Source organism: Mesorhizobium sp. EU05-FHT14A09 (genome assembly GCF_058790995.1).
Genome location: NZ_JBYTDF010000001.1, coordinates 1,356,321 through 1,382,342, shown reverse-complemented (window position 1 = coordinate 1,382,342; position 26,022 = coordinate 1,356,321). Strand labels below are relative to the sequence as shown.

Genomic DNA, 26,022 nt, shown 5'->3' with positions numbered 1-26,022 from the left:
CCCGACCCTTGGCTTTGGCATGAGCGTTGAGTTCGGCGCAGGCGTTAGCCGACATTGGAATAGATCGCGCCGCACTTTTCGTAGGCCTGGATCGATCCTTCAGCATGCAGCCGCTCCTGCGGACGATCGCTTCAGGCAACTTGTCGACCGGTCTGCTCACTCCAGAGGGTCTTCTCGTCTTGACCAGGGCAGGCCTGGAGCTTCGCGTGTTGCCGACCAGCCTGGAGGAAGCTCCGCTATCTCATGAATATCTGGGTGGAGGTCGACGATCGACGACATAGCAACCACCAGCGCAGATGCCATATTGACTATAGATCCATCCGTGAATCCCCACGAATGATCGTCCTCGTAATGCGTTGCTACGAGGACAGGGCTTCCCTCGATAACAGACCGGCATGTAATACAGGCCACATTAGATGCCTGGTCGAATTTCCAAGTCATGCTCTTCTATTTGCCCCTGACAGCTCCGGCCGGTGGTGCTCAACATATTTTGCTGGTTGACCGTCCAAAAGGTTCTGCGTTCGGTGCAAGCTGTCGCCCAGCGGTGCGAGAGCTTTGTAATCGTCGCCGAATGGCCTGACACCCATCATCGCCTTCCGCAGCACGTTTTTTCGACGAACAATCTCGCCGTCGCGTTTCACGACGGTTTGCGCTAGATAGCCGGCCAACCCATCTTTGGCTCGTGCCCATCTCGACCGACACAGCCGCACAACATGAGCATTTGAGGTACAACATTGTTGTACCGACCACGATGGAATACCCTGAAACCCGCAGAAATGCGCCGAAAATGCGTACAACATTTTTCGAAATTCGATGACCAAAACCGAACAAAAACAAAACAACTACAACAGCTTCCAGTTCTCCATCGCACCCATGATGGACTGGACGGATCGTCATTGCCGTTTTTTCCATCGTCAGCTGACGCAGCGGGCACTGCTCTACACCGAGATGGTCGTGGCGGATGCGGTCATTCATGGCCAGCGCGAACGGTTGCTGGGCTTCGATGCCGCGGAGCATCCGGTGGCGCTGCAGCTTGGCGGATCGGATGCGCGGAAACTCGCCGAGGCGGCGCGCATCGGCGAGGGTTTCGGCTATGACGAGATCAACCTCAATGTCGGCTGCCCTTCGGACCGCGTCCAGTCCGGCACGTTCGGCGCCTGCCTGATGAAGACGCCGGCGCTCGTTGCCGATTGCGTGGCGGCGATGAAGGCTTCGGTGAAGATACCGGTCACCGTCAAATGCCGCATCGGCGTCGACGACCAGGACCCGGAACCAGCGCTCGACACCTTGGCCGACAATGTCTTTGCCGCCGGTGCCGATGCGCTCTGGGTGCATGCCCGCAAGGCCTGGCTGGAAGGCCTCAGCCCGAAGGAGAACCGCGACATCCCGCCGCTCGACTATCAGCGGGTCTGCCGGCTGAAGGCCCGCCTGCCCGAGCGGTTCATCGGCATCAATGGCGGCATTCCGTCGGTCGAGGATGCCGTCGCCCATCTGGCGCATGTCGACGGCGCCATGCTTGGCCGGGCCGCCTATCACACGCCGGGCATCCTGACAGCCGTCGATGCCTCCTTTGCCGGCAGGCAGCCGGCGGCGTTCGATTTCGCGGCGCTGATCGACACGATGGCCGGTTATGCGACGCGCCACATCGAACAGGGCGGCCGGCTGGGCCATGTCACACGCCACATGGTCGGCCTTTTCCACGGCCTGCCGGGCGCACGCCGCTGGCGCCAGATCCTCTCCACCGATGCCACCCGCCCGGGTGCAGGCGCCGAGGTGCTGAAGGCTGCATTCGCCTCGGTCGAGTTCAGCGCAGAGGCAGCCGCCTGAGGCAGCGTACCGCAAGGTTACGGCGCGGCGAACGCAGCCCACGGCGTCCTTTGTTCACCTCAGCCGGCTCCGGAAACACCAATTGGTGTGGAACACGGCGCTTTTTATCATTTTTATAAATAACGTTAGTTGTAGATTATATTCTGAAATTTATGCTCGCATTGATACCGGTTCAATCTCCGAGGGGGCCGACGTGAAGGGCATGGTGTTCACCGAACTGCTGGGTTTCGTAGAGCAGACCTACGGGGCGGATGCGGTGGATGACCTGATCGAGGCTTCCGACCTGCCAAGTGGCGGCGCCTATACGGCCGTCGGCACCTATGACCACAAGGAAATGCAATCCCTGGTCACCACGCTGGCCGCGCAAAGCAACACGCCGCCAAACGAATTGCTTGATCTGTTCGGCCAGCACCTGATCCGGCGTTTCAAGGCGTCATTCCCAGACTTCTTCAGGACTGCGGCCACGCTGTTCGATTTCCTGGAAAGCATCGACAGCCATATCCATGTCGAAGTGCGCAAACTCTATCCCGATGCCGAGCTGCCGGTATTCCGCGCCGAACGCCTCGGAAACGCGACCATGCATCTCGACTACCACAGCAAACGCCCGTTCGAGGCGCTGGCCTCGGGTCTCATTCTCGGCGCGGCCCAGCTCTATGGCGAGGCCGTGCAGGTTGAAAGAAACGCGCATGAAGCCGATGGCGAGACGTTCGTCCGGTTCTCGATCCAGAAGACAGGCGCAATAGCATAGATGTTGCCGCAACCCGATACGTCCGGCGATCGTGTCGCGCGTCTCGAACGCCGCCTGCAGCGGGAGCGACGCGCCCGCGAAGAGGCGGAATGGCTGCTCGAGGCGAAATCGCTGGAGTTGTACAACGCCAACACCCACCTGACGGCGCTGGCCAACGACCTCGAAATGCGCGTGCTCGATCGCACCCACGAATTGGAGGCGTCTCGCCAGCAGGCGCTGTTCCTCGCCGAGCGCGATCCGCTGACCACGCTCGCCAACCGGGTCAGTTTCGCGCGCGAGCTCGAGGCAGCAATTCATACGGCGCAAACGCATGACGGCTCGGTGCAGCTTCTGTTCGCCGATCTCGATCGTTTCAAGGAAATCAACGACAATTATGGCCATGCCGTCGGCGACGCGGTCCTGCTGGAGGTCGCGACCCGACTGCGCACGATCTGCAGGGGAACCGAAGTGCCCGGGCGCCTCGGCGGCGACGAGTTCGGCGTCATCTGCATAACCCCGGTTCAAAGCCAGCGGGCCCGCCAGATCGCGACCGAGATCATGGAAGCCATGAGCAAGCCGATCGATTGCGGCCGCCTGCAGCTGATCGTCAGCTGTTCGGTGGGCTTTGCCAGCTTTCCGCGCGATGCTTCGGATTCTCCGACCCTGCAGCGTTTCGCCGATGTCGCCCTGTACCATTCCAAGGCGTCCGGACGCTCGACCTGGACGGAGTTCGACGACACCATGGCGGCCGAGCTGCATAGCCGCCAGGGCCTGGAAGTCGAACTGCGCGCGGCGGTAGCGGCGGGAGAGATCGAGCCCTGGTACCAGCCGATCATCTCCGCCGAGCACAACAGGATCGTCGGCGTGGAGGCGCTTGCGCGCTGGCAACACCCCGAGCGGGGCCTCATCCTGCCCGGGCTGTTCATCCCGCTGGCCGAAGAAAGTTCGCTGATCGTCGAACTCGGCCGGGCAATGATCGATCGCTGCTGCGAGGAAACGCGCCAGCTGATCCGGGACGGTCATCTCGACTATGTCTCGATCAATCTGTCGCCGCGCCACCTGCGCTCGCCAACCGTGGTCGAGCAGGTCGCCAAGATCCTGGCGCGGCACAAATTCCCGCCTTCCGCGCTGCAGCTGGAAATCACCGAAAGCCTCCTGCTCATCGATTTCGAGCAGGCGGAAGAACGTCTTTCGAAGTTTCGCGCGCGCGGTGTCCGCATCGCCCTCGACGATTTTGGCGCGGGCTATTCGAGCCTCTCATACATCCGGCGACTGCCGCTGGACGTCATCAAGATCGACCGGTCCTTCGCCCGGGACATCAGCGATGACCGGCAGTCCGAAGCCGTGATCAAGGCGATCGTCCAGCTCGCACAGGCACTGGAGCTCGAGATCGTGGCCGAAGGCATCGAGACCGAGAGCCAGGCAGAACGGATGACCAGTTGCGGCTGTTTCATCCAGCAGGGCTATCTGTTCGGGCGGCCGATGCCGCTGAGTGAACTCATGCGACATCTCAAGATCAAGGGCTCGTGACAGCCGACCGTCGCAACACCAGACGCTTTGCCCAGAACGGCTCCAGGCACTGTTGAAGGCGCTCGGCTCGGCGGAATTCTACTCCGCGGCCACGGCAAGCGGCGCCCTGCTGCCAAGCACCGTCTCCGCCTCGCCGATCGCCTGCGCCACGCGTCTCAACAGCGGTTCGGAAGCCGGTACGCCATTGTCGAAATCGCGATCCGTGGCATAGACGGCGGTCGGCAGGGCGAAGGCTTCAAAGAAGCCGAACAGAGGCCGCAACTGGTGTTCGACGATCAGTGCATGGCGGTCGCCACCACCGGTCGCCGTCACCAGCACCGGCTTGCCGCGCAGTGCAGCCGGATCGAGCAGATCGAAGAAGTGCTTGAACAGGCCGGTGTAGCTGCCCTTGTAGGTCGGCGAACCGACAACCAGCAGATCTGCTTCCGTAATCGCCTGCAGGATCGCCTGCGCCGGCTCGTCGAGAGCGCTCGCCCGGCGCGCCGTGACAAGCGATGGGCCGAGGTCCTCGATGTCCCAGCTTCTTGCCGACAAACCGTTGCGGCGGCCGATCTCCTGGGCGATGTGGTCGACAAACGCCAGGGTCTTGGACGGCCGGGTGATGTTGCCGGAAAAGCCGACGATGCGCGCGCGGGTCATGGATAGTCTCCTTTATTCCAATGCGTATCAGGATGCCGAGGCGGCAACGCGCGGGCGCACGCCGCGCCCGAATTCGACATCCCAGCCACGCAGGGCCGGTGCGTTCGCGCCATGCAGGTTGAGTTTCGGAAACAGCAGTTCAGCCACGTTGTAGGCCTCCTCCAGGTGCGGATAGGCGGAGGCGATGATGGTCTCGATGCCGATCGCCTGGTATTCACGGATCCGGGCCGCGACATTGTCCGGACTGCCGACCAGCGCCGTCCCTGCCCCGCCACGCACCAGTCCGAGCCCGGCCCACAAATTGGGGCCTACGACCAGCTTGTCGCGACGGCCCTGATGCAGCGCCGACATGCGCTTTTGCCCGACCGATTCCGAAACGTTGACGAAATTGTTCTGCGCCTCGGCGATCACCTCGTCGGAGACATGGCTGATCAGCCGATCCGCTGCGGCCCAGGCCTCCTCCTCGGTCTCGCGCACGATGAGATGGATGCGCAGGCCGAAGCGGATGCTGCGCCCTTCCCTGGCCGCGGCAGCGCGCACGCGCTCCAGCTTTTCGGCCAGCTGATCGACGGGTTCGCCCCAGCTCAGATAGACGTCGACATGCTTGGCGGCGATGGCGATGCCTGCATCCGACGAACCGCCGAACCAGAGCGGCGGATAAGGCTTCTGCACCGGCGGGAAGGAAATGTCGGAGCCCTTCGCTGAAAGATACTGGCCTTCGAAATCCACCTCCTCACCGGAAAGAATGTCGCGCCAGATCGTCAGGAATTCATCGGTCTGCGCATAACGCTCGGCGTGATTGAGCTTGATGCCGTCGCCTGCAAGGTCGGCCGGATCGGCGCCGGTGACGACATTGAGCAGGACGCGACCGTTGGAAATGCGGTCAAGCGTGGCGGCGTGGCGCGCAAACAGCGCCGGCGTGCCGCTGCCCGGCCGCAACGCCACCAGGAAGCGCAATTGCTCGGTCTGCGGGATCAGTGCAGCCGCCGTGATCCAGGCGTCTTCGCAGCGCGTGCCGGTAGGAAGCAGCACCCCCTTGAAGCCAAGTCGGTCCGCGGCCTGGGCGATCTCCCTGAGATAACCGAAGGTCGCCGGCCGATGGCGCTCATCGGTGCCGAGATACGGCCCGTCGCCATGGGTCGGCAGGTACCAGTAGACGTCGAGGGGCGCGTTGGACATGGGATGTTCCTTCTGCGGTCGCTTTGTATCGATGGTTCAGATCTTGCCCTTCCAGGGCACCAGCCGGCGCTCCAACCAGCGCATGCCGCTGGCGAACAGGAAGGCCAGCACTGCGATGAGGATCAGGCCGACGAAGACGACATCGGTGGACAGGAAATTAGCCGCCGACATGATCATGTAGCCAAGGCCGGAGCGGGCGGCGATCAGCTCGGCCGCAACCAGGCAGGACAGGCCGGCGGCGACCGCGATACGCAGGCCGGTCAGGATTTCCGGCAGTGCCGAAGGCAGGATGATGTTGGTGAAGAGCTGCAGTCGCGTGGCGCCGAGCGAAAGTGCGGCATTGATGCGCTCGACCGGCACCGATCGCACGCCTGCCTGCGCCGAAAAGCAGATCGGCGCAAAGGTCGACAGCGACAGCAGAACGATCTTGGAGGCTTCGCCGATGCCCAGCCAGATGATCAACAGCGGCAGGTAGGCAAGCGGCGGCAGCCCCCAATACAGCCCGATCGGCACCGACAGGGTGCCTCGAACCCAGGGGTTAAGCCCCATCAGCAGGCCGATCGGCACACCCAGGATGACACCAATGCCGAGCGCCGCGAGAATCCGCCCAAGGCTCGACAATGTGTGTTGCAGAAGCGTGCCGTCGGCGTAGCCGTCAACGGCCACGGCATGGAACTGCGTCAGCACCTCCGAAGGCGACGGCAGGAACAGCGGTGACGCCCAACCAAGCTGGGTGGCGGCAAACCACAGGGACAACAACACCAGCAGGGTTATCGTGCTGATCAGAAGCGTTCCGGACGAAGCATTCCTGCCTGTCCGGCTCGCGGGCTGGCGACGCTGCTTCGGTGCCGGCTGGACGTGCGTGAAGACTGCGCGAGGATCTGCAGCAAGCGTCATTGCAAGGTTCCTTTGCCTGCTGGCCGATGGATGAGCGCACGGATCTCCTCGCGCAGCTCGATAAAACGCGGATCGGAAAGGATCGGGCCAATGTCGCCCGTCTCGGCGAATTCGCGCACGAAGCCAGCCTCGAAGCGCGCAACGATGCGGCCAGGCCGTGGCGACATCACCACCACTGTCGTGCCGAGCGTCAGCGCCTCTTCGATGGAATGGGTGATGAACAGGATCTGCTTGCCGGTGCGAGCCCAGACAGAAGCCAGTAATTGCTGCATCGTCTCGCGCGTCAGGCTGTCGAGCGCGCCGAACGGCTCGTCCATGAGCAGGATCTTCGGGTCCGTCGCCAGGGCACGCGCCAGGCCGACACGCTGGCGCATGCCGCCCGACAATTCGTATGGCGGCTTGTCGGCGAAATCGGCCAGACCGACCAGATCGAGCAGTTCGCGCGCCCGCCCGCGCCGCACGGTCTTCGAAACGCCGGCAAATTTCAGCCCTAGCGCGACGTTGTCGACGACGCTTGCCCAGGGCAGCAGCGTATCCTTCTGGAAGACGACGCCACGATCACCGCCGGGCCGGTCGATCTCCGCGCCGTCCAGCGTAATCGAACCGGCCGTCAACGGCAGGAAGCCGGCAATGGCATTGAGCAGGGTCGACTTGCCGCACCCCGATGCACCGACCGCAACGACGATGGAATCGGGTGCGATATCCAGCGACACGTGGTCGAGCGCATGCACGGCGCTACCGTCAGAGGCGGGAAAGGTGACGCTGGCGTCGCGTATCTGGAGCATGTCGAACCTTCCAAAGCAGGCGCGCACCGTATCCGGCACGCGCCTGGTCAATTCGTCAGTTGGAGACCTTGGCTGCTGCAGCGTATTGCGGGTCCGCGAAGACGCCATAATTGTCTTTCACCGCGGTGATCTTGCGCTGCTCCTTCAGGAAGCCGGCGGTGTCCTTGAGGATCTTGGCGACACCGCTGTTTTCGCCACCACCCAGCCACTTGTCGGAAAGCTGTTCGGCCAGCGGCGGCACTACGGTCGACTTGATGCGCTCGGCATGGTCGGCTGGCGTCCCGCCCTGCAGGCCGGCGATCAGCTTGATGTTTTCCGAATCCGCACCCCAGGCTGCCTTGTCGTTGGCGAAGGAGGTGAAGTAACCGTCCACCTGTTGCACATACTGCGTCAGGAAATCAGGATGTTCCTTGGCGAACTCACCGGTTGCGACCAGCGCGCTGAAGGTCGGGGCGCCGCGATCTGCCACTTCGCCGGCGGTCAGCAGTACCTTGCCGTCTTTCTTCAGCTCGGAGAGCGCCGGATCCCAGACGAAGGCGCCATCGATGTCGCCGCGCTTCCAGGCCGCGACGATCTCGGGCTGCGGGATGGCGATGACCTGGGCATCCTTCTCGGCAATGCCTTCCTGCTTCAGCACGGCAAGCAACTGATAATGGTCGGTGGACACCGGTGCCGCAGCCAGTTTCTTGCCCTTCAGGTCTTTCGGAGAGGCAATCTCGGGCCGAACCACCAATGCCTCGCCATCACGCGAGACGGAAGAGATGTAGAAGCCTTTGACATCCAGCCCTTTGGACACCGCCGCTGCATAGGGGCTGGAGCCGACATCACCGATCTGCACAGCACCCGAAGCGATCGCGGCGAAGATGTCGGCGCCCGAATTGAAGCGGCGGAATTCGATGTCCCAGCCGGTTTTCTTGGCGATGTCGCCATTGGCGATACCGACGAAATAGGGGGTCGAGCCGGTCTGATAGGCGATGACCACCTTCTTGTCGTCAGCGGCGAAAGCCAGCGACATCGAAGCGCCGAGCGAAAGACCCGCGAGGGCGGCGGTGAACAGTTTGCGCATGCGTTTACCCCTTTCCATGATCGAGTTTGCCCCTCGAAACATCAGCGCACGTCGCTGATCGGGTTAAACGCTACTGAATTTGTAGAATTAGTTCAGAAAGCTTTTTGCGAATGTCGCCGCACTTGCGAACGATCTGTCTAACGACAGGCGGAAAAGCCGAACCCCAGGTTCGATACGAGAAGTTTTGCCCCCGGGACCGGCAAAAAAGTTCCGAAGCGGCTCGCCTTGAAGCGTTTCCGTTTTTCATGGAAACGCGGAAACGCTCCAAGTTTTATTTTCGTCGCCTTTGTAGCCAAGTGATCCCATTTGGCTACAAAATGCTCAGTAGGTAGTGCGTCCTCCGGAGAGATCGAAGGTGGCGCCGGTGGTGAAGGAGTTCTCATCGGAGAGCATGAAGGCAACCATGGCGGCAGCCTCCTCCACCTCGACAAAGCGGCCACGCGGCACCTTGCCCAGCATATAGGAAACCTGCGCCTCGGTGAGCTGTTCCAGGATGCGCGTGCGTGCCGGAGACGGCGTCAGCGCATTGACGGCAATGTCATGACCGGCGAGTTCCTTGCCGAGCGACTTGGTCAATGCCAGGACGCCTGCCTTGGCGGCCGAATAGGCGGCTGCGTTGGGATTGCCTTCCTTGCCGGCCACCGAGGCGACGTTGACGATGCGGCCGTAATTGCGCTCGATCATACCGGGCACCAGTCGCCGGCAGCAGTAGAAGACGCCGTTGAGGTCGATATCGACGATCTGTCGCCAGGCATTTGGATCGTAGTCGACCAGCGGTGCCGCCGGACCGGCAATGCCGGCATTGTTGACGAGGAGATCGACCGCGCCAAAGGCGCTTTCGGTTTCGGTTGCGGCGTCGTCGACGGCGTCCATCCTGGCCTGGTCGCACCAGACCGCCCTGGCATCGCCCAGCGTCGACAGGTCCTTGATGGCGGTCTCCATCGCGGCTTTGTCGATATCCCAGATGGCGACCCTGGCGCCCGAAGACAGCAGCCGGCGCGCAACGGCCAGGCCGATGCCTTGCGCGCCTCCGGTGACGACAGCGACACGGCCGGAAAAGTCGACGGCATTGATACGACGGTTCATCAGATGGTCCTTTGCGGATGGGAGAAGGCTCAGGCGCCGGGCTTGATGCGGAAATCCTTGCCTTCCGGCAGGGTCTGGCCACCATCGATCACCACCGTGGTGCCGGTGATGTAGGCGGCATCGTCGGATGCAAGAAACAGCGCCGCATTGGCGATGTCGCGCGGTGTGCCCAGCCGCCCGAGCGGGATCGCCTCTTCCATGGTGCGAATGAACGCTTCCGAGCGATGCTGTTTCACGCCTTCCGTCAGGATGTTGCCGGGCTCCAGACCGTTGACGGTGATGCCGTAGCCGGCGAATTCGAGCGCCGCCGACTTGATGAAACCGTTGATGCCGGCCTTGCTGGCCGAATAGTGGCCGTGGCCGGGGCTGGTCACGCGTGGGCCGGTGATCGATGAGGTGAAGATCATGCGGCCGTACCCCCTCTCGCGCATCACCGGCAGCGCTGCCCTCGCCGCCAGGAAGGTCCCTTTGAGGTTGACGCCCAGCACGGCATCCCACTCCTCGGGCGAGGTGTCTTCGATCAGCGTCCAGGGATAGATGCCGGCATTCTGCACGAGGATGTCGAGCGTACCGTAAGCGGCAACCGCAATGCCGACGGCTTTGCGGGTATCGGCGAAGGACGAAACGTCGATCCGGGTGAATTGACCGCCGAGCCGCTCGGCGGTCGCCTGGCCTGCCTCCACCTCACGGTCGGCGACGACGACTTTCGCCCCCTCTTCGACAAAGCGCGCGGCGATCGCCTCGCCAATACCGCGCGCAGCACCGATCACCAGGGCGACCCGGTTTTCCAGCCTCAATCCCATCGAAGCAATTCCTCTGTTGATGACGTGCGGCGTCAGGCAGGCCGCTATTTGAAGCCCGACATCGAAATGCCCTCGATGAACTGTTTCTGGGCGATCAGGAATGCGACGATGATCGGCAGGACAGAGATCAGCACCGCCGCCATCATCAGTGTCCATTTGCCGGCATATTGCTGCTGCAGGAGCGCAAGCCCCACCGGCAGTGTCGTGGTCTGCATGTCGCTCGGCAGGTAGATCAGCGCCGTGAACAGGTCGTTCCAGGAGAACATGAAGGCGAAGATCGCGAAGGCAGCGAGCGCGGGCTTGGCCAAGGGCAGATAGATCCGCCAGTAGATGGTGAGCAGGCTTGCGCCGTCGATGCGTGCGGCTTCGGCCAGTTCGATCGGTATCGTCTTGAAATACTGCCTCAGCAGGAAGGTGCCGAAGGCACCGCCGAGGAAGCTCGGCAGGTACATCGGCACCTGGGTGCCGTACAGGCCAAGCCATTTGAACAGGATGAACTGCGGGATTGTGGTGATCTGCTGCGGTACCATCAGCGTGATCAGCAGCAGGAAGAACAGCGCGTCGCGGCCACGGAAACGCGTCACGGCAAAGATGAACGCCCCCATGGAACAGGTCAGCAGCTGCCCGAACGTGGCGATCATGGCGATCTTGAAGGAGTTCCACAGCATGATGTGGAGCGGCATGATCGTCCAGATATCGCGATAGTTCTCGAGCGTGAGCACGGGTGGGATCAGCGTTCGCGAATACTGGTCAGCCGGCAGTTTCAGCGAGGTCGACACCATCCAGACAAACGGCGCGACCATGACGATGCCGCCGGTGAGCAGCAATGTCACGGCAAGGACATTGCCGCGGACTTCTTCGGCGCGGCGGCTCATGCTTCGGCTCCGAACTTCTTCTGGATGCGGATGTAAAACAGCGTGAACAGCGCGATGATGGCGGTGAGCACGACTGCCTGGGCTGCGGCATCGCCCATGCGAAAGAACCGGAAACCGGTGCGGTAGACCGAAAAGACCAGCGTCGGAAAGGTCGAATTGCCGTTGGAAAGACGCGTCAGCATGTAGATGTAGTCGAAGGCCTGGAAGGCGTGGATGGTCGAGAGCACGCCCTGGAAGAACAGGCTCGGAACCATGGCCGGCAGCGTCACATGGACGAGGCGCTGCCAGGCCGTTGCCCCATCGACACGCGCCGCCTCATAGAGCTCGCGCGGGATCGCCTGCAGGCCGGCCAGGAACACGATCATGCCCTCGCCTATCGCGCCCCAGACATTCACGATGACGACGGAATAGAGAATGACCTTCGGCCCCAGCCAGTTGACCGGATTGCCTCCGAAGGTCGTGATGAAAGAGTTCAATACCCCCTGATCCTGCGCGAAGATCCAGCTCCACAGGAGGCCGACGGCGGTGGGCGACGACACCACCGGCAGGAAGAACAGGGCGCGCAACAGCGAGATGCCGCGGATGTGGCGGTTCATCAGGCAGGCCACGGCAAAACCGATGGCAAGCGTCAGCGGCACATAGATCAGCGAGAACAGCGTCGTGTTGATCAGCGCCGTGCTGAACATCCGGTCATGCGGCAGGCCTGTGTAGTTGCTCGCCCCTGCCCACTTGATCGGTGTCAGCATGTCCCAGTTGAAGAAACTCAATGCCAGCGTCGCCAGTACGGAACCGAAGACGCCGATGGCGAGGCCGATCAATGTCGGCGCAAGCAGCAGGAAGAGGCTCCCGCGCTCCCCCCGCAGTGGCTTTAAGGTGCTGGACAAGGCAATCCCCGGAAAGGCCGCTTAGCGATTGTTGGCAAGGACGTCATCGCCCGCGGTCACTGCTTCGTTGATGGCGTCGGCAATCGGGACTTCACCGCTCCAGGCGCGGTGCAAGGCATCGCCAACGGCAGAGGACCATTCCTCATATCCCTTGAAGACGGGCTTCAGATGCGCATAGGCCAGCGCGTCGACAAACAGCTTGTGATCGATCGGCGCCTTCGCCTGAACCAGGTAGGCGGGGCTTGCGGTGATCGCCTCCTGGATCGGAATGGCGTAACCGACCTGCGCCAATTCCTCCTGGGCATGCGGGCCAATGGCGAACTTCAACAATTCCCAGGCCTCTTTGGGATGTTGAGTGGTCGAGGAGATGGTGAAGCCCGCGCTGTTGACGCTGGTGGCCCGCTCCACCGGCCCCTTCGGCATGGGAGCGACGCCCCATTTGAATGTTGCCGGCGCATAGTCCGGTACCGACCAGTGGCCGGTGACACTCATGGCCGCGACACCGGCCTGAAAACCGTCGAGGCCGAACTGCCTGAGCTGCTCGCTTGTCGGGATCGACTTGTCGTCCAGGACCATCCCGGCAATGAACTTCCATGCCTTCATGGCTTCCGGACTGCCGATCAGTGTCTTGCCGTCTTTCAGGTCGACTATCTCGGCGCCGTAGGACCACAACACGCTGCTCCAGAACACCTCCATGTCGATCAGTTCGGCAAACAGGCCCCATTGATCGATGGTGCCGTCGCCGTTCTTGTCTTTGGTCAGCTGCTTGGCCGCGGCGCGCAGGTCATCCCAGGTCCATTTGTCGGTTGGATAAGCGACACCGGCGGCGTCAAACATGTCCTTGTTGTAGAAGAGCGCGATGGTCTGGATGTCGCGCGGCAAACCGTAATAGCCATCGGGCGTCTTGTAGGCTTCCAGCGATATCGGGAAGACCCCTTTTAGAAGATCGGGTTCCGCATCGACGAACGGCTGCAGCTTGAGCAACGCGCCCCGGGCCTGCCAGTCTGGATAGTTGGAGGCATCCATGGCAAAGACGTCGGGAGCGGTGCCGCCGGCGACCAGCACGCGCAGCTTTTCCCAATAGGAATCCCAGTCGTTGACCTCGACCTTGAGCTTGATGCCGGGATGCGTCTTTTCGAAATCGGCGGACAATTTCTGCCACGCGGCTATGTCAACCGGCCCACCAAACAGCGTCATCGTCAGTTCGGTATCTGCGAGTGCCGCGGAGCACCACAGGACACTCCCCGCCACGGCTACACCGCGGCACACCTGCCCCAGCCAATCTGCCATCTTCACTCCTCCCTTGCCCGGCTACACCCGGGTCGTTTCTCGTTCATTGCCGACCGGATCAAGCCACCAGCGTGGCGCTGGCCAGCCAAGTCTTCAGCAGTCTTGTTGGTAGTCAGACTATTGTAGAAAGCGGATAAAACTACCTATTTGAGACCAATAAATTCCTGAATCCCAGCATGCATCTGGACGATCGAGATCGTCGTAACTAGCCTCCGGACAACATCACGACCGCACACTGATGCGTCGAACAAGGCTCGCCGCAATGGATATTTCACCGCCACCTGAAACGACGCCGGCGAAGCGCCTGACTGCGCTGCAGCGCCGAAAGCTATCTGCCGCCGTTGAGGACGACAGCGATTTCCTGCCGAGGGACAGTTTCTTTGCGGATATCCAGGTGGCCGAGGCGATGCCGCTGGCGCACTGGCACGACCATGTCGAATTCAACTTCATGGTTTCGGGCTCGATGACCTACCTGTTCAATGGCAATCGCATCGTGCTGCGACCGGAAATGCCCTATTGCTTCTGGGCTGGCGTTCCACATCAGGTCGTCAAGGTAGCGGACCCCGCCCAGCTGATCTGTGCTTATGTTCCGTTCGCGGCATTCCTGGCTCTCACCCTGCCTGACGGCTTCAAGACCTCCGTGCTCAACGGTCGCATGATGACGACGGCCGAGACAGACCCGATGGACTGTCTACAGTTCCAGCGTTGGGCACAGGAATGGACCTCGGCCCCGAGCGAGGCGCTTGCCCAGATACTGCGTGAAGAGATGCGCCTGCGGGTTCGCAGGCTGGCGTTGCGCAGCGTTCCAGCCGAGATCGACGATCGCTCCGGCCTGAAAGTCGATGAACCGCAGGGCCAGGTTACCGCCAAGACCAAGGCGGATGACCGGCTCATCGACCGTGTGCAGAAAATGACGAATTTCATCAACAAGGAATTCGCCAACGATATCCAGCTCGCAGACATCGCCAGGGTCTGTGGCCTGCATCCGACTAACGCCATGGCCGCTTTCAAAAGCGTGCTCGGCGTCACCATCGCCCACTACATCCGCCGCCAGCGTCTCAGCCACGCCATGATGATGCTGGCCGACACCGATCGCTCGATCATCGAGATTGCTTTTGCCTGTGGCTATGGCTCCTTGAGCCGGCTCTATCACGCATTCCAGAGCCAGCTGGAAATGACGCCACGCGACTACCGCAAGCAGTTTAGATTGTAGAATTACTTTGTTATCAGTACCTTAAGGTCGACATCTCGATCAATTGTCGAGATCAACTCCCAAGCAGGCACCGGTCTGTGCATCGAACAGATGCAACCGCTCCGTCTGCGGCGAGAGAGAAACCACCTCGCCCCTCGTCCAGCGCGGGCGCTCCGTGGTCTGAACGGTCAGCTGCCGCCCCTCCACCTCGACAAGCAAGGTGGTGAAGGCGCCATTCATCTCGACGGTAGCAACATGACCGGAAATGGGTCCGATTTCAGTCAGTGCAACATGTTCGGGACGAAACCCGCACACCACCGCCCTGCCCACTTCACCACGCTTGCCGGCCGGTAGCCGCAACAGGCAGTCGGCGTTGACGCGAACATGCAATCCGCCGTCAGCAATTTCGACATGACCATCCACGAAGTTCATGGCCGGCGAGCCGATGAAGCCCGCTACATGGAGATTGGCCGGGTGATCGTAAAGTTCGAGCGGCGTGCCGATCTGCTCGACCCTGCCGTCACGCATGACGACGATACGGTCGGCCATGGTCATGGCTTCGACCTGGTCATGGGTTACATAGATCGCGGTCGTGCCAAGCCGCTGCTGCAACGAACGGATCTCGCCGCGCATGACCACGCGCAGCTTGGCGTCGAGATTGGACAACGGCTCATCGAACAGGAACACCTGCGGGCTGCGCACGATGGCACGCCCCATGGCGACGCGTTGACGCTGTCCCCCGGAAAGCTGCTTGGGAAACCGGTCGAGATAGTCGGCGAGGCCCAGGATCTGTGCCGCCTCGCGGACGCGGCGATCTATCTCGCCCGACCTCTCGCCGCGCAGTTTCAGCGAGAAACCCATGTTCTGATGCACCGTCATATGCGGGTAGAGCGCATAGTTCTGGAACACCATCGCAATGTCGCGCTCCTTGGGCGAGACGTCGTTCACGACACGCCCACCAATGCTGATCGTGCCTTCGGTGATTTCCTCAAGCCCGGCGATCATGCGCAGCAGCGTGGACTTGCCGCAGCCGGACGGGCCGACGAGAACCAGGAATTCGCCGTCACGCACATCGATGTTGACATCATGCGTGACGCGCAGATGGCCATACTGCTTGTTGATGTTCCTGAGTTCCACGCCGGCCATGACACTGCTCCCAGAGCAATTCCAGAAGCATACAGTGCTATCCGGAATCACGTAAAAACAAATAGTTAGAGTACTTTCTGAAACACTCTAGTGATAGTGAGGCAACAGATTGCCATGCGCAACGATGAGATCATCGACAAGCGAGACGATCTCGTCGAGCGAAAGCTGCGCTGCGGTATGCGGATCGAGCATTGCGGCTTGATAGATGGCCTCGCGACTGGAGGTCAACGCTGCCTCCACCGCCATTTCCTGCACGTTGACGTTCGTGCGCATGATGCCGGCGAGTTGCGGCGGCAGCTTGCCCATACGCACCGGCTGAATGCCGTTGCGATCGACATGGCAGGGTACTTCGACGCCGCAACCTTCGACCAGATTGTCGATCAGGCGATCGTTGCGGACATTGCCGTAGATCAGCGAAGGCTTGCCGGTCACCATGGAATGGATGATAGCTGCTGCATATTCGTTGCTCTTGCAGACTTCGAGCGGCTTGTTCGGGTCGGCCAGTTCATCGCGCAGCCGGTTCCAGTCGGCGATCTGCTCCTCGCACCACACTGGATACTGATCGAGGATGACCTTGTAGCGGTCGATGATGTCCTCGCGACCCGGCTTGATGAACCAGGAATTGTATTCGGAGAAATGGGTGCTGGATTCGGTGACGAAATGTCCGAAGCGACGCAGGACAGAAAAACGCACGGTATCATCCTGCGGGAAACTTCCATCCACCGCCATCTGCCGAAGCCTGGGATACAGATCCTCGGTTGAGCCGTCGGCGAGGCGCTTCTCGAATTTCAGGAAGAAGGAGACATGGTTCAAGCCGGCGCAGGTGTAGTCGATATCGGCGATGTCTTCGCCGAGGCAGCGGGCGAGATGACCGGACGTCTCCTGCACGCTGTGGCACAGGCCGACATAGCGGATCTCGGGCGCAGCACGGGTCGTCGCCCAGGTGTTCATCGCCATCGGATTGACGTAGTTCATCATCAGCGCGTTCGGGCAGAGCTCGCGCATGTCCCTGGCGATGTCCAGGATCACCGGAATGGTCCGCAGGGCCCGAAAGATGCCGCCGATGCCCAGCGTGTCGCCGATGGTCTGACGTAGGCCATACTTCTTCGGCACTTCGAAGTCGGTGACGGTGGCTGGGCGATAGCCACCCACCTGCATCATCAGGATGACGAAGTCGGCGCCCTTCAGCGCCTTGCGACGGTCGAGCGTCGCTTCAACCTTCAGCTTCTTCAGCCCGAGTGTTTCACCAATCCGGCGCGCCACCGTCTCGGAAGTCGAAAGACGCTCCGGGTCGATATCGAACAGGCTGATTTCAGAATCCTGCAATTCGGCATTGCTCAAAACGTCGCTGAGAATGTTCTGGGCGAAGACAGTGGAGCCCGCGCCTACGAGGCAGATCTTGGCCATGGAGAGTTCCTTTTGGTCCGCAAAAATCGATGCCCGAGCGGGCTTGTCGGAAGGAAACTCTACTGTTCAGCCGAAAATTTCTTGCCGGCGAGCCCTTGAAAATTCCCGAAAGACAGTGATGTCGGGCGGCCCGAACGGACCGCCCGCTAGAGATCAGCGGAACTCGTAGTCCCCTTCGAATTCAGCGGAAAGCCGAATGCCGAAGGTATGCTTCTTGTCGTCGCCGTGCTTGTCGAAGGCATAGCCTGCAGCAATCTGCCAGCTTTCATTGCTGAGACCGAGATCCTTGCCGAATTTGTAAGCGACGGTCGCATCGAACAGATGTTCGACCAGATCGGGCTCGTCCGTGATCTGTTCGCGTTGCTGAGTGTAGGAGATCGAATAGGTCATCGCCTCGCGCTGCAGCGCCGCGGAAACGGTCACGAACAGCGCATCGTCAGGCCCACCACCGAAATTGTTGAACCACGCGGTTTCCGTGAACAGTTTCAGCGTCGTCTCATTGCCCACGGCCACGTTGCCGTTCAGGCCAGCGAGCAGCCCGGTCTCGTTACCGAAACTATGCTCGCCGGCCTTCTGGTAGCGGGCGCCAAGACGATAGCCGAAGGTTCCCTCGTCATAACAACCGGCAGCGCCGGCTCCGAGGCAGCCGGCGAAGTCGACGGCCACCGAGGATATGCCGTCGCTGTTGCCGGCACCGCCATCTTCCAGGGTGTGACGGCCACGATTGGTGAACAGCGATTCCGACAAGGAACTGCGATCCATCCCAAAGGCTGCGACCTCGATTTCGTTGTGGAAACTGCCTGTCTCAAAACCATAGGAGACCGAGGCGCCCACACGTTCCTTCAGCTCATAGTTGCCCGCGATATCGGTGCCATGGATACCGGGTGTGATATCCCAGGCCTTGCCGAAAGCCGGATGAAACTTGCCAACGCGCAGTCCAATCCCGCCAATATGGAACTGCGCATTGAGCTCCGAGACATAGGTGCCGACGTGGTGAAAATACTGGTTCACGCCCAGTTCCTCGTCCTTTACCTCCTCCGTGATCAGATGGCCGAAAAACGCAACGCCCTCGACCGGACGATAGGAAGCGGTAAATTCGACCGTCGGCGCGGCGACAAAATAGTCGCCTTCGGCATGGCGTGGAAACCGGTTCCAGTTCCCGACCGTCTCCATATAGGCATAGTAGTCGATGCAAGGCGCGCTGCACTCGCCAGCCGACGCCTGCTCGACACCGGCAAAAGCCGTAGTCGCCAGAGCAATTCCAGCAAGAGTGCGCAGCGATTGTGCGTTCGGAATTGCGTAAGAACCAAGAACTGGAGCGTTTCCACGTTTCCGCGAAAAGCGGAAACGCTCCAGGATTGCAGGCGCAAAAAGCCAGTATCGGTTCATGAGATGCTCCGTCCTTCCCCTCTGAAAGAGCTTCGGACGGTTTTGTTTGCCGGCTCCCATGCCGTTCTCCGTCCGGCGCAAAAGCTGCGCTGGACAGTCGAAGTGGTCTTGTCGAAGTTCGGGCGATCACTCCTGGAAACGAGCAATTTGGCTGCTTTAGCCCGGACAGTAGCCTATACCGGCGCACTGGCCGCGCGATTTAAGAGCTCTGCCTGCTTCCGCCTCGCCGCACGCGATGCTAGGCATCGCCAGTCTTCAACCGAATTGGAAACGACCCTTGGCCAGCCCCGACGTGACGAAAAAACTCCCGGTGATCGAAATCTGCGTCGAGGGCATCGATGGCCTGCTTGCCGCCGAGCGCGCCGGCGCCGACCGCGTCGAACTCTGCGCCAGCCTTGTCGAGGGCGGCATCACGCCAAGCCTCGGCACCGTTCGCCTGGCGCTGGAGCTGGCCAGGATCCCGTTCCATGTCATCGTGCGCCCTCGCGGCGGCGATTTCCTCTACAGCGAGACGGAATATCGCTCCATGCTGGCCGATGTTGCGGCGCTTCGGGAACTCGGCGTCGCCGGTGTCGTGGTCGGCTGTCTCAGCGCCGATGGTGAAATCGACGAAGAGCGAATGGCCGGCCTCGTTGACGCAGCTGGTCCGCTCGCGGTTACCTGCCACAGGGCCTTCGACATGACGCGTGATGCGATCGAGGCGCTGGAAGCGCTGATCCGCTGCAAGGTCGGATGCGTTCTCACTTCCGGCCAGCGCGACACGGCCGTGGAGGGAGCAGATCTGCTGGCGGCACTCGTCAGGCAGGCAGCGGGCCGCATCATCATCATGGGTTGCGGCGAACTCGATCCTCAGAACATCGGCGCAGTAAGGGCAAAGACCGGGCTGACGGAAATGCACTTCGCCTCGCTCAGGAATGAGGCCAGCGGCATGCTCTACCGCAACCCGCATGTCGGCATGGGTGGAGACGATCTCGACCGGGAATACCGCAATACATTCACCGATGAGGCTCTTGTCGAGGCCACCATCAAGGCCGCACGCGCATGACCGCTGCGCGTCCCATCGAAGCCGTGCAGGCACCCGACGAAGCCGTCGTTCTCGCTCTCAACAATGAGAACGCCGCCGAATTGTCCTGGCTGGAACCGCAGGAGCTTTCCGCCTTGATCGGCACGTCGTTCTCGGCAAGCCGTATCGGCGATCTCGAGGCTTTCCTGCTGACTTTCGACCAGACCGCTACTTATGACAGCCCGAACTTCCTGTGGTTCCGGGAACGCTATCCGCGTTTTGTCTATGTCGACCGCATCGTGGTAGCTGCCGACGCTCGCGGGCGTGGCCACGCCCGCCGGCTTTACGAGGACCTTTTCGCGCGCGCTGCGGCAGCGGGCCACGACATCGTCACTTGCGAAGTGAACATGGACCCGCCCAATCCGACATCGGACGCCTTCCATGCGGCTCTTGGCTTCCAGGAAGTCGGCCAGGCCCTCATCCATGACGGCAAGAAGGCCGTCCGCTACTATGCAAAGCAGCTGAAGGCTTAGGTTTCAAAAAGACGCGGGTCGACCGAACCGCGCCCCTTCGAACGTCATTGGAACAGCGGCAAGGCGCTGGCCAGCGTCATCAGGAATCCCCACGCCAGCGGGATACCGACCAGCAACCAGGCGAGCACCAGCTTGATCGGATTGCCTTGTGTTTCATTGGCCATGTCGTCCTCCTTCAAGCTGGCTGCTCGACTTTCATGTGAAAGCGCTCGTTGACGGGCCGCATCAAAAGATTGAGCACAAAACCGACAACCAGCAGCCCAGCCATGATGTACATGGTGACCGTGTAGGCGTCGGCTTTCGCCACGCCGCTGTCGATCTGGTACTGGCGGATGTAGTTGACCAGCACCGGTCCCAGCACCCCGGCAACCGACCAGGCCGTCAGCAGGCGCCCATGGATCGCGCCGACATAACGCACGCCGAACACATCACGCAGATAGGCAGGAATGGTGGCGAAGCCTCCGCCATACATCGACAGGATAACCCCGTAGAACAGCACGAACAGGAAGATGCTGCCCGTATGGCCTGTCCATGGCACCACGGCGTAGAGCACGACGCCAAGCAGGAAGAAGATGGCGTAAGTGGTTTTGCGGCCAATGAAATCGCTCGTCGATGCCCAGAAGAAGCGACCCAGCATGTTGAAGATCGACAGCAGGCCGACGAAACCCGCGGCAGCGGCTGGTGAAATTCGGCCCGGGAACATTTCCTGGCTCATCGCAGATGCCTGTCCCAGCACGCCGATGCCCGCAGTGACATTGAGGCACAGAACGCCCCACAGCAGCCAGAACTGCGGCGTCTTCAATGCATCGTCCAGATGCACATTGGCGCTCGTTATCATCGCGCTTTGCTTCACCGGCGGGCTCCAGCCGGCAGGCCTCCAGCCATTCGGCGGCACTCGCACCAGCGTGGCGCCGATCATCATGAAGATGAAATAGACGATACCCAGTACCAGGAACGTTTCGGCGACACCGACATGGCTGTCGGTGGAAAACAGCTTCATCAGATAGACCGAAAGCGGTGACGCGATGAAGGCACCGCCGCCAAACCCCATGATCGCCATGCCCGTCGCCATGCCAGGCCGGTCCGGAAACCAGGTGATCAAGGTCTTCACCGGAGAGATATAGCCGAGACCCAGCCCGATACCGCCGATGACGCCATAGCCCAGATAGATGATCCAGAGCTGGTGCAGATAGACGCCGAGCGCGGAAATGAGGAAGCCGCCACCGAAGCAGCAGGCGGCGAGCGCCATCGCCTTGCGTGGCCCGACCCGATCCAGCCAACCACCGCCAAAGGCGGCGGCAATACCGAGGAAAGCGATCGCGATCGAAAAAATCCAGCCAAGGCTGGTCAGCTTCCAGTCGTCGGGTGCCGACTCCGTAATGCCGATAAGCTTGGACATCGGCAGATTAAACACGCTGAAGGCATAGGCCTGGCCGATACACAAATGAATGCAAAGCGCAGCTGGAGGCACCAGCCAGCGGTTGAACCCGGGTTCGGCGACTGTATGCGCGCGATCGAGCCAGTTGCCCGAGGCTTCTGTCCTGGCCTGCATCTCACTCCTCCCTCATCGTTCGCGGGGGAGGATAGAACTGCGGCGGGAGCAAGCAACGGCGAATGCCCCCTCCACTACCAATGTCTAATTTCGGCAAGACTAATATAGCGGGCGCTGCGGACCCTCGGTCTACCGCAGATCCTTGACGAGAAACACCTCCGGCACGGTCTGCAAATGCCCGAACAAGAGGCTGCCGGCATCGCGAAAACCGTTCCTGTGATGCCAGGCCTGCGGCTCGGCTTCGTCGCTTTGCGACGAGGTCATCAGCAGGCTTGCCCCCGCATCCCGCATCGCCGTTTCCCAGTGCCGGAACAGCGCGGTGCCGATGCCGGAACGCTGGCGGTCCGCAAGCACCATGATGAGGTCCATGAATGGGATCGATCCCCAGAACCAACTGAAGCGCAGGAACCCGACCGGCTCACCATCCTGTTCCGCGACGATGTACTCACCATGTGCAAGGCAGCGCCTCACCCACGGCTCAGGCACGTGAAGATCCTGTGCCAACAGCCAGCCGATATGCCGGTTTTCCGCGCGGATGGTTCTTAGCGCTCGGTCAGATCTCATGCGCGCTGTCCGCCTTCGACAGCTGGTCGACGCGATGTTTTGCGATCATGGCGAAACCGGCTGAGGCAGCTTGTCGCTTTTGTAGACAGGCTTGCCATCAATCACGGTGGCCAACACCTTCGTCGTGGCGATCTCGGTGGCCGGAATCTTGGTTACATCGCGATCCAGAATCACGATGTCGGCACGCTTGCCAATCGCAAGCGTACCCGATTGCGCCTCGTCAAAAACCGCATAGGCGCCGTTGACGGTGTAAGCTTCCAGCATGTCCATGACTTCCAATCGATGCTGTGGCGTCAGAACGCGCCCTTTGGGATCCGCAATGTCCTGGCGCGTCACGGCAGTCTGAATGGCCTCAAGCGGATTCATCGACGACACGCTCCAGTCACTGGAGCCGACCAGGGTCGCACCCGCCTTTTTCAACGCTCCGAACGGGTAGAGTTGCTGTGAGCGCTCCGGTCCGATCTTTGGTTCGGTCAAAGTGACGATGTAAGTGTCGGGATAAGCCCACAACGCCTGGATATTGGCCAGAACACCGAGCGACTTGAAACGCGGTATGTCTGCGGCATCGACAAGTTCGAGATGGGTAATCTGATGGCGACTGTCGCGGTAGCCGTTGGCTGCTTGAGCTGCTTCATATGCGTCCAGGGCAGCACGGACAGCGCGGTCACCGATTGCATGCGCGTGCAGTTGCAGTCCGGCTTTGTCAGCTGCAACAGCGATCTCCTTCATCTGATCAAGTGTGAACAGAAGATCGCCAGCCTGATTGGAGCCAACATAGGCTTCGATCAAGGCGGCGGTTCCGGTTTCGATGACACCATCGACAAAAAGTTTGGCGGCGTTGACCTCGAGATGCGGCGAGGCATATCGAGCCTTGTAGTCCAGCACCTTGGCAACGCCGTTGCTGGCTCCCTCACTTGCCTCGATCTGCACTGCTGCCTTGACGCGCATGTCGAGCTTGCCGGCCTTGTCGGCGCGCTGATAACCACGCAGCATCCATTCTTTGGCGGCGGGATCGATGATCGCAGTGATGCCGTAGCTTTCGGCCTCGGCCATCGACTTCGCCAGGCCGGCATCAACTTGGCTGTCGGGATAATCCGGCAACAGATCGCCGACGAGAGACATGGCGCTTTCGCGCAACAGCCCTGTCGGATTTCCCTGGGCGTCGACCTCGATGCGGCCACCATCGGGCGCCTTGGTACTGCTTGTTATACCTGCGGCCTTCAATGCCGCCGTGTTGACCCATGCGGAGTGGCTGTCGGCAGCAACGACAAAAGCGGGGCGCGAACCAGTGACGGCATCGAGAGCCGAAGCTGAGGCATTCGACAGCGCCGTGGGATTCCACATGCTGGCGCGAATCCATGCGTCGACCGGCAAATTCGCCACGCCTTTTTCGATTGCTGCGCGCAGCCCGGCTTCGTCTGTGACACTGCTGAGGTTGATATCCTCCAGTTCGGTGGCGCTCCAGATCAGATGATTGTGCGAATCCTGGAATCCAGGCAGCACCAATGCTTGGTCTGGCAAATCGTAGATCGTCGCTCCTTCCAGGAAGGGTGCCACGTCGTCGGCCGAACCGACAGCGGCGATACGGCCATCGACGATGGCCACCGACTTCGCTTCCGGTTTCCTGTCATCCATGGTCAGGACGCGCGCGCCGCGCAACACCAGCGTCTGACTTTCGGCGTGTGCGGCCGATACGCCTGCAACAAATGCGAACGCGCAGGCGATGAACCGCCTTTTGATGACGGACATGATGGTCTCTCCCGACAGCACGATGTCCAGAACCCTATCCAGCGATGAAACCTGGTCAAGCAGACAGGCTGGGCCGAAGCGTCGCCAATCCATTGGCACAACACGTAACCGGCAGCTCCGGCGAATTGGGTCGGCCTGCGTTCATCGTCCGATGCTCGTCTTGCGCGCCACGATGTAAGGGCGCTTGTCATCGCCCTTGGCAGCATGGTTCTCGACGGCAAGGATCTCGAAGCCAGCGAGCGCGATGCAGAGACCGAGTTCCTTGGTGCTGAAAGCGCCGGCATATGGCGCCTTGCCGATCAGGCGCATCGCCGGCAGAAGCGCAAGGTGGATCAGCGGATTCATGTCGCCAAGGCAAGGCGTCTTGGAAATGAACACTCCATTCGGGATAAGCATGCCGTGGATGCTGCGCAGCGTGCCAGGCAGGTCGCGCACGAGATGGAGATAGTTGAAGCCGAGAACCGCGTTGAACAATCCGACGTCGGCGCCCACATCCTCGGCCGTCGTCGTCCGGAATTCGAGCCCGGGGATTGGCGTTGCCACATGTTTTTCCTGGGCGATCGCGATCATGGCAGGCGAAAAATCTGTCGCCAGATAGCCCTTCACGCCGCCGGCCAGCTGCAATGCAGTCGTTCCCGTGCCACATCCCAGCTCAAGCACAAGATCGTCCGAAGCGAGCAGCGAACGCGTCCGCTCGAGTGTTCGCAGGTATCCGTCCTCATCGGCAATCGCGGATTTGGCATAGTTGCGCGAACTCCGGTCCCAGAAGCGGGCGTCGTTCGCAATGCTCATGCTGAATGCTCCCCCATGCAGCTGTCGGCTACCGTTCATGAAAGGCACTTGCATTGCCTGAACATTGCGTCGGCGATCATATCTTTTGAAAAGACCATCGAGGTGCTGTGAGAATAACCCGTTTGTCTCGCAACAGAGACAAAGGAACCGGCACTCTGCTGACACGTTCCGACAAGATCTTCCCTTATCCTTGCCGGGTCGGAACGGGAGAAACACCATGCACATCATTCTGGGCGGAACAGGCCAGGTCGGCTCATCGGTTGCTCGAGCACTGCTGAAACGCGGTGAATCCGTCACCGTGATCACGCGCGATGCCGATCACGCTGTAGACCTCAAGGCAGCCGGGGCGCGGATCGTTGTGGCCGATATTCGCGACAGCGATGGACTGCGCCAGGTGTTCCGCAGCGGCAGACGTGCATTCATCCTCAATCCGCCGGCCGCTCCCTCAACCGACACCGACAAGGAAGAACGCACCAATCTCGCCGCGATCGTGATGGCGCTCGAAGGTTCGGGGCTGGAGAAACTGGTCGTGGCATCGACCTATGGCGCCAGACCTGGCGAGCGGTGTGGAGACCTGACAGTCCTGTACGAATTCGAAGTGGCGCTCAGCAAACAATCCATTGCAGCAGCCGTTAATCGCGGCGCCTATTACATGAGCAACTGGGGCGGCATGCTCGACGCCATCCGCGCCAGCGGCAGGTTGCCAAGCTTCCTGCCGGCGGACCTTTCCATTCCGATGGTGGCGCCTCAGGACCTGGGTGAAGCTGCAGCTAATCGACTGATCGGCCCAATTGAGAATACTGAGCTCAAATATGTCGAAGGCCCACAGCGCTACACGCCGCGTGACGTCGCCAACGCCTTTTCCGAAACCCTTGCCATGCCGGTCGAAGTCGAGGTCATTCCGCGCGAAAGATGGGTGGAAACCTTTGAGCAGTTCGGATTTTCCAAGCCCGCCGCACAGTCCTATGCCTGCATGACGGGAACCGTGGTCGACGAAGCTGCCGCAGAACCCGGTATCATCGAACGCGGGCCGACCACATTGCGAGACTATGTTGGTGGCTTGGTGAACCAGACCCATTGAAAGGAAAAAGAGCCTTTCGGCTCCTT

The 26,022-nt window shown here is 61.0% G+C and carries 25 protein-coding genes; 7 read left to right on the top strand and 18 right to left on the bottom strand.

The window, feature by feature from the left end:
• Positions 1-813: 813 nt before the first annotated feature.
• The 3 genes from dusA to AC3WTO_RS06535 all read left to right on the top strand — a co-directional run bounded on the left by dusA (position 814) and on the right by AC3WTO_RS06535 (position 4,084).
• Positions 814-1,827: a tRNA dihydrouridine(20/20a) synthase DusA gene (gene dusA / locus AC3WTO_RS06545; protein ID WP_492459836.1), complete on the top strand. Its 1,014-nt coding sequence runs from the start codon at positions 814-816 to the stop codon at positions 1,825-1,827.
• A gap of 202 nt (positions 1,828-2,029) precedes the next feature.
• Positions 2,030-2,575: a heme NO-binding domain-containing protein gene (locus AC3WTO_RS06540; RefSeq protein WP_492460055.1), complete on the top strand. Its 546-nt coding sequence runs from the start codon at positions 2,030-2,032 to the stop codon at positions 2,573-2,575.
• The gene (locus tag AC3WTO_RS06535; protein ID WP_492459835.1) at positions 2,576-4,084 is read left to right on the top strand and encodes a putative bifunctional diguanylate cyclase/phosphodiesterase; all 1,509 of its coding nucleotides are present in this window, start codon (positions 2,576-2,578) and stop codon (positions 4,082-4,084) included. It abuts the gene before it with no gap.
• A 78-nt stretch (positions 4,085-4,162) separates the two neighbouring features.
• On the opposite strand, the gene msuE is transcribed toward AC3WTO_RS06535, so the two are convergent.
• The 10 genes from msuE to AC3WTO_RS06485 form a co-directional block, all read right to left on the bottom strand.
• Complete coding sequence (gene msuE, locus AC3WTO_RS06530; protein ID WP_492459834.1) at positions 4,163-4,723, bottom strand: FMN reductase; 561 nt, start codon at positions 4,721-4,723, stop codon at positions 4,163-4,165.
• A gap of 27 nt (positions 4,724-4,750) precedes the next feature.
• On the bottom strand, positions 4,751-5,902 hold the full coding sequence (gene ssuD / locus AC3WTO_RS06525) for an FMNH2-dependent alkanesulfonate monooxygenase (protein WP_492459833.1): 1,152 nt from the start codon (positions 5,900-5,902) through the stop codon (positions 4,751-4,753).
• A gap of 36 nt (positions 5,903-5,938) precedes the next feature.
• Positions 5,939-6,799: an ABC transporter permease subunit gene (locus AC3WTO_RS06520; protein ID WP_492459832.1), complete on the bottom strand. Its 861-nt coding sequence runs from the start codon at positions 6,797-6,799 to the stop codon at positions 5,939-5,941.
• Positions 6,796-7,584, bottom strand: coding sequence for a taurine ABC transporter ATP-binding protein (locus tag AC3WTO_RS06515; protein ID WP_492459831.1), 789 nt, complete (start codon positions 7,582-7,584; stop codon positions 6,796-6,798). Before AC3WTO_RS06515 ends, AC3WTO_RS06520 begins: the two co-directional genes overlap by 4 nt.
• Before the next feature lie 55 nt (positions 7,585-7,639).
• Complete coding sequence (locus AC3WTO_RS06510; RefSeq protein WP_492459830.1) at positions 7,640-8,650, bottom strand: taurine ABC transporter substrate-binding protein; 1,011 nt, start codon at positions 8,648-8,650, stop codon at positions 7,640-7,642.
• A gap of 321 nt (positions 8,651-8,971) precedes the next feature.
• Complete coding sequence (locus AC3WTO_RS06505; RefSeq protein WP_492459829.1) at positions 8,972-9,736, bottom strand: SDR family NAD(P)-dependent oxidoreductase; 765 nt, start codon at positions 9,734-9,736, stop codon at positions 8,972-8,974.
• 29 nt (positions 9,737-9,765) lie between these two features.
• Positions 9,766-10,539 (bottom strand): SDR family oxidoreductase, encoded by a 774-nt coding sequence (locus tag AC3WTO_RS06500; RefSeq protein WP_492459828.1) that lies wholly within the window; start codon positions 10,537-10,539, stop codon positions 9,766-9,768.
• Between the two features lie 44 nt (positions 10,540-10,583).
• On the bottom strand, positions 10,584-11,414 hold the full coding sequence (locus tag AC3WTO_RS06495) for a carbohydrate ABC transporter permease (RefSeq protein ID WP_492459827.1): 831 nt from the start codon (positions 11,412-11,414) through the stop codon (positions 10,584-10,586).
• The gene (locus AC3WTO_RS06490; protein WP_492459826.1) at positions 11,411-12,298 is read right to left on the bottom strand and encodes a carbohydrate ABC transporter permease; all 888 of its coding nucleotides are present in this window, start codon (positions 12,296-12,298) and stop codon (positions 11,411-11,413) included. The genes AC3WTO_RS06495 and AC3WTO_RS06490 overlap by 4 nt, the downstream gene beginning before the upstream one ends.
• Before the next feature lie 21 nt (positions 12,299-12,319).
• Positions 12,320-13,588, bottom strand: a complete 1,269-nt coding sequence (locus tag AC3WTO_RS06485; RefSeq protein WP_492459825.1) for an ABC transporter substrate-binding protein — start codon at positions 13,586-13,588, stop codon at positions 12,320-12,322.
• A gap of 262 nt (positions 13,589-13,850) precedes the next feature.
• Here AC3WTO_RS06485 and AC3WTO_RS06480 point away from each other — a divergent pair, with 262 nt between their 5' ends.
• Entirely contained in the window at positions 13,851-14,801 is a 951-nt protein-coding gene (locus AC3WTO_RS06480) for a helix-turn-helix domain-containing protein (RefSeq protein ID WP_492459824.1), read from the top strand.
• 39 nt (positions 14,802-14,840) lie between these two features.
• Here AC3WTO_RS06480 and AC3WTO_RS06475 read toward each other — a convergent pair whose 3' ends face one another.
• The 3 genes from AC3WTO_RS06475 to AC3WTO_RS06465 form a co-directional block, all read right to left on the bottom strand.
• Positions 14,841-15,926: an ABC transporter ATP-binding protein gene (locus tag AC3WTO_RS06475; RefSeq protein WP_492459823.1), complete on the bottom strand. Its 1,086-nt coding sequence runs from the start codon at positions 15,924-15,926 to the stop codon at positions 14,841-14,843.
• Between the two features lie 87 nt (positions 15,927-16,013).
• The gene (locus tag AC3WTO_RS06470) at positions 16,014-17,333 is read right to left on the bottom strand and encodes an alpha-glucosidase/alpha-galactosidase (protein ID WP_492459822.1); all 1,320 of its coding nucleotides are present in this window, start codon (positions 17,331-17,333) and stop codon (positions 16,014-16,016) included.
• 153 nt (positions 17,334-17,486) lie between these two features.
• Positions 17,487-18,722, bottom strand: a complete 1,236-nt coding sequence (locus AC3WTO_RS06465; RefSeq protein WP_492459821.1) for a hypothetical protein — start codon at positions 18,720-18,722, stop codon at positions 17,487-17,489.
• 235 nt (positions 18,723-18,957) lie between these two features.
• Here AC3WTO_RS06465 and AC3WTO_RS06460 point away from each other — a divergent pair, with 235 nt between their 5' ends.
• Together AC3WTO_RS06460 and AC3WTO_RS06455 are read left to right on the top strand one after the other, a co-directional pair.
• Positions 18,958-19,767, top strand: coding sequence for a copper homeostasis protein CutC (locus AC3WTO_RS06460; protein WP_492459820.1), 810 nt, complete (start codon positions 18,958-18,960; stop codon positions 19,765-19,767).
• Complete coding sequence (locus tag AC3WTO_RS06455) at positions 19,764-20,258, top strand: GNAT family N-acetyltransferase (protein ID WP_492459819.1); 495 nt, start codon at positions 19,764-19,766, stop codon at positions 20,256-20,258. The genes AC3WTO_RS06460 and AC3WTO_RS06455 overlap by 4 nt, the downstream gene beginning before the upstream one ends.
• Before the next feature lie 44 nt (positions 20,259-20,302).
• Here the strand turns inward: AC3WTO_RS06455 and AC3WTO_RS06450 are convergent, their stop codons facing one another.
• The 5 genes from AC3WTO_RS06450 to AC3WTO_RS06430 form a co-directional block, all read right to left on the bottom strand.
• Entirely contained in the window at positions 20,303-20,422 is a 120-nt protein-coding gene (locus tag AC3WTO_RS06450; protein ID WP_492459818.1) for an MFS transporter small subunit, read from the bottom strand.
• Positions 20,423-20,433: 11 nt separating this feature from the next.
• A complete protein-coding gene (locus tag AC3WTO_RS06445) occupies positions 20,434-21,810 on the bottom strand; it encodes an L-lactate MFS transporter (protein ID WP_492459817.1) in 1,377 nt (458 codons plus the stop codon).
• Positions 21,811-21,939: 129 nt separating this feature from the next.
• Positions 21,940-22,374: a GNAT family N-acetyltransferase gene (locus tag AC3WTO_RS06440; RefSeq protein ID WP_492459816.1), complete on the bottom strand. Its 435-nt coding sequence runs from the start codon at positions 22,372-22,374 to the stop codon at positions 21,940-21,942.
• Positions 22,375-22,419: 45 nt separating this feature from the next.
• On the bottom strand, positions 22,420-24,123 hold the full coding sequence (locus AC3WTO_RS06435; protein ID WP_492459815.1) for an amidohydrolase: 1,704 nt from the start codon (positions 24,121-24,123) through the stop codon (positions 22,420-22,422).
• Positions 24,124-24,264: 141 nt separating this feature from the next.
• Positions 24,265-24,915, bottom strand: a complete 651-nt coding sequence (locus tag AC3WTO_RS06430; RefSeq protein ID WP_492459814.1) for a class I SAM-dependent methyltransferase — start codon at positions 24,913-24,915, stop codon at positions 24,265-24,267.
• A gap of 217 nt (positions 24,916-25,132) precedes the next feature.
• On the opposite strand from AC3WTO_RS06430, the gene AC3WTO_RS06425 reads away from it, so the two are divergent.
• On the top strand, positions 25,133-25,996 hold the full coding sequence (locus tag AC3WTO_RS06425; RefSeq protein WP_492459813.1) for an NmrA family NAD(P)-binding protein: 864 nt from the start codon (positions 25,133-25,135) through the stop codon (positions 25,994-25,996).
• Positions 25,997-26,022 lie beyond the last annotated feature (26 nt).

Bases quoted from the DNA above. Each gene is read 5' to 3' on its own strand.
- dusA (WP_492459836.1), top strand. From the start codon at position 814: ATGACCAAAACCGAACAAAAACAAAACAACTACAACAGCTTCCAGTTC.
- AC3WTO_RS06540 (WP_492460055.1), top strand. From the start codon at position 2,030: ATGGTGTTCACCGAACTGCTGGGTTTCGTAGAGCAGACCTACGGGGCG.
- AC3WTO_RS06535 (WP_492459835.1), top strand. From the start codon at position 2,576: ATGTTGCCGCAACCCGATACGTCCGGCGATCGTGTCGCGCGTCTCGAA.
- msuE (WP_492459834.1), bottom strand. From the start codon at position 4,723: ATGACCCGCGCGCGCATCGTCGGCTTTTCCGGCAACATCACCCGGCCG.
- ssuD (WP_492459833.1), bottom strand. From the start codon at position 5,902: ATGTCCAACGCGCCCCTCGACGTCTACTGGTACCTGCCGACCCATGGC.
- AC3WTO_RS06520 (WP_492459832.1), bottom strand. From the start codon at position 6,799: ATGACGCTTGCTGCAGATCCTCGCGCAGTCTTCACGCACGTCCAGCCG.
- AC3WTO_RS06515 (WP_492459831.1), bottom strand. From the start codon at position 7,584: ATGCTCCAGATACGCGACGCCAGCGTCACCTTTCCCGCCTCTGACGGT.
- AC3WTO_RS06510 (WP_492459830.1), bottom strand. From the start codon at position 8,650: ATGCGCAAACTGTTCACCGCCGCCCTCGCGGGTCTTTCGCTCGGCGCT.
- AC3WTO_RS06505 (WP_492459829.1), bottom strand. From the start codon at position 9,736: ATGAACCGTCGTATCAATGCCGTCGACTTTTCCGGCCGTGTCGCTGTC.
- AC3WTO_RS06500 (WP_492459828.1), bottom strand. From the start codon at position 10,539: ATGGGATTGAGGCTGGAAAACCGGGTCGCCCTGGTGATCGGTGCTGCG.
- AC3WTO_RS06495 (WP_492459827.1), bottom strand. From the start codon at position 11,414: ATGAGCCGCCGCGCCGAAGAAGTCCGCGGCAATGTCCTTGCCGTGACA.
- AC3WTO_RS06485 (WP_492459825.1), bottom strand. From the start codon at position 13,588: ATGGCAGATTGGCTGGGGCAGGTGTGCCGCGGTGTAGCCGTGGCGGGG.
- AC3WTO_RS06480 (WP_492459824.1), top strand. From the start codon at position 13,851: ATGGATATTTCACCGCCACCTGAAACGACGCCGGCGAAGCGCCTGACT.
- AC3WTO_RS06475 (WP_492459823.1), bottom strand. From the start codon at position 15,926: ATGGCCGGCGTGGAACTCAGGAACATCAACAAGCAGTATGGCCATCTG.
- AC3WTO_RS06470 (WP_492459822.1), bottom strand. From the start codon at position 17,333: ATGGCCAAGATCTGCCTCGTAGGCGCGGGCTCCACTGTCTTCGCCCAG.
- AC3WTO_RS06465 (WP_492459821.1), bottom strand. From the start codon at position 18,722: ATGAACCGATACTGGCTTTTTGCGCCTGCAATCCTGGAGCGTTTCCGC.
- AC3WTO_RS06460 (WP_492459820.1), top strand. From the start codon at position 18,958: ATGCTAGGCATCGCCAGTCTTCAACCGAATTGGAAACGACCCTTGGCC.
- AC3WTO_RS06455 (WP_492459819.1), top strand. From the start codon at position 19,764: ATGACCGCTGCGCGTCCCATCGAAGCCGTGCAGGCACCCGACGAAGCC.
- AC3WTO_RS06450 (WP_492459818.1), bottom strand. From the start codon at position 20,422: ATGGCCAATGAAACACAAGGCAATCCGATCAAGCTGGTGCTCGCCTGG.
- AC3WTO_RS06445 (WP_492459817.1), bottom strand. From the start codon at position 21,810: ATGCAGGCCAGGACAGAAGCCTCGGGCAACTGGCTCGATCGCGCGCAT.
- AC3WTO_RS06440 (WP_492459816.1), bottom strand. From the start codon at position 22,374: ATGAGATCTGACCGAGCGCTAAGAACCATCCGCGCGGAAAACCGGCAT.
- AC3WTO_RS06435 (WP_492459815.1), bottom strand. From the start codon at position 24,123: ATGTCCGTCATCAAAAGGCGGTTCATCGCCTGCGCGTTCGCATTTGTT.
- AC3WTO_RS06430 (WP_492459814.1), bottom strand. From the start codon at position 24,915: ATGAGCATTGCGAACGACGCCCGCTTCTGGGACCGGAGTTCGCGCAAC.
- AC3WTO_RS06425 (WP_492459813.1), top strand. From the start codon at position 25,133: ATGCACATCATTCTGGGCGGAACAGGCCAGGTCGGCTCATCGGTTGCT.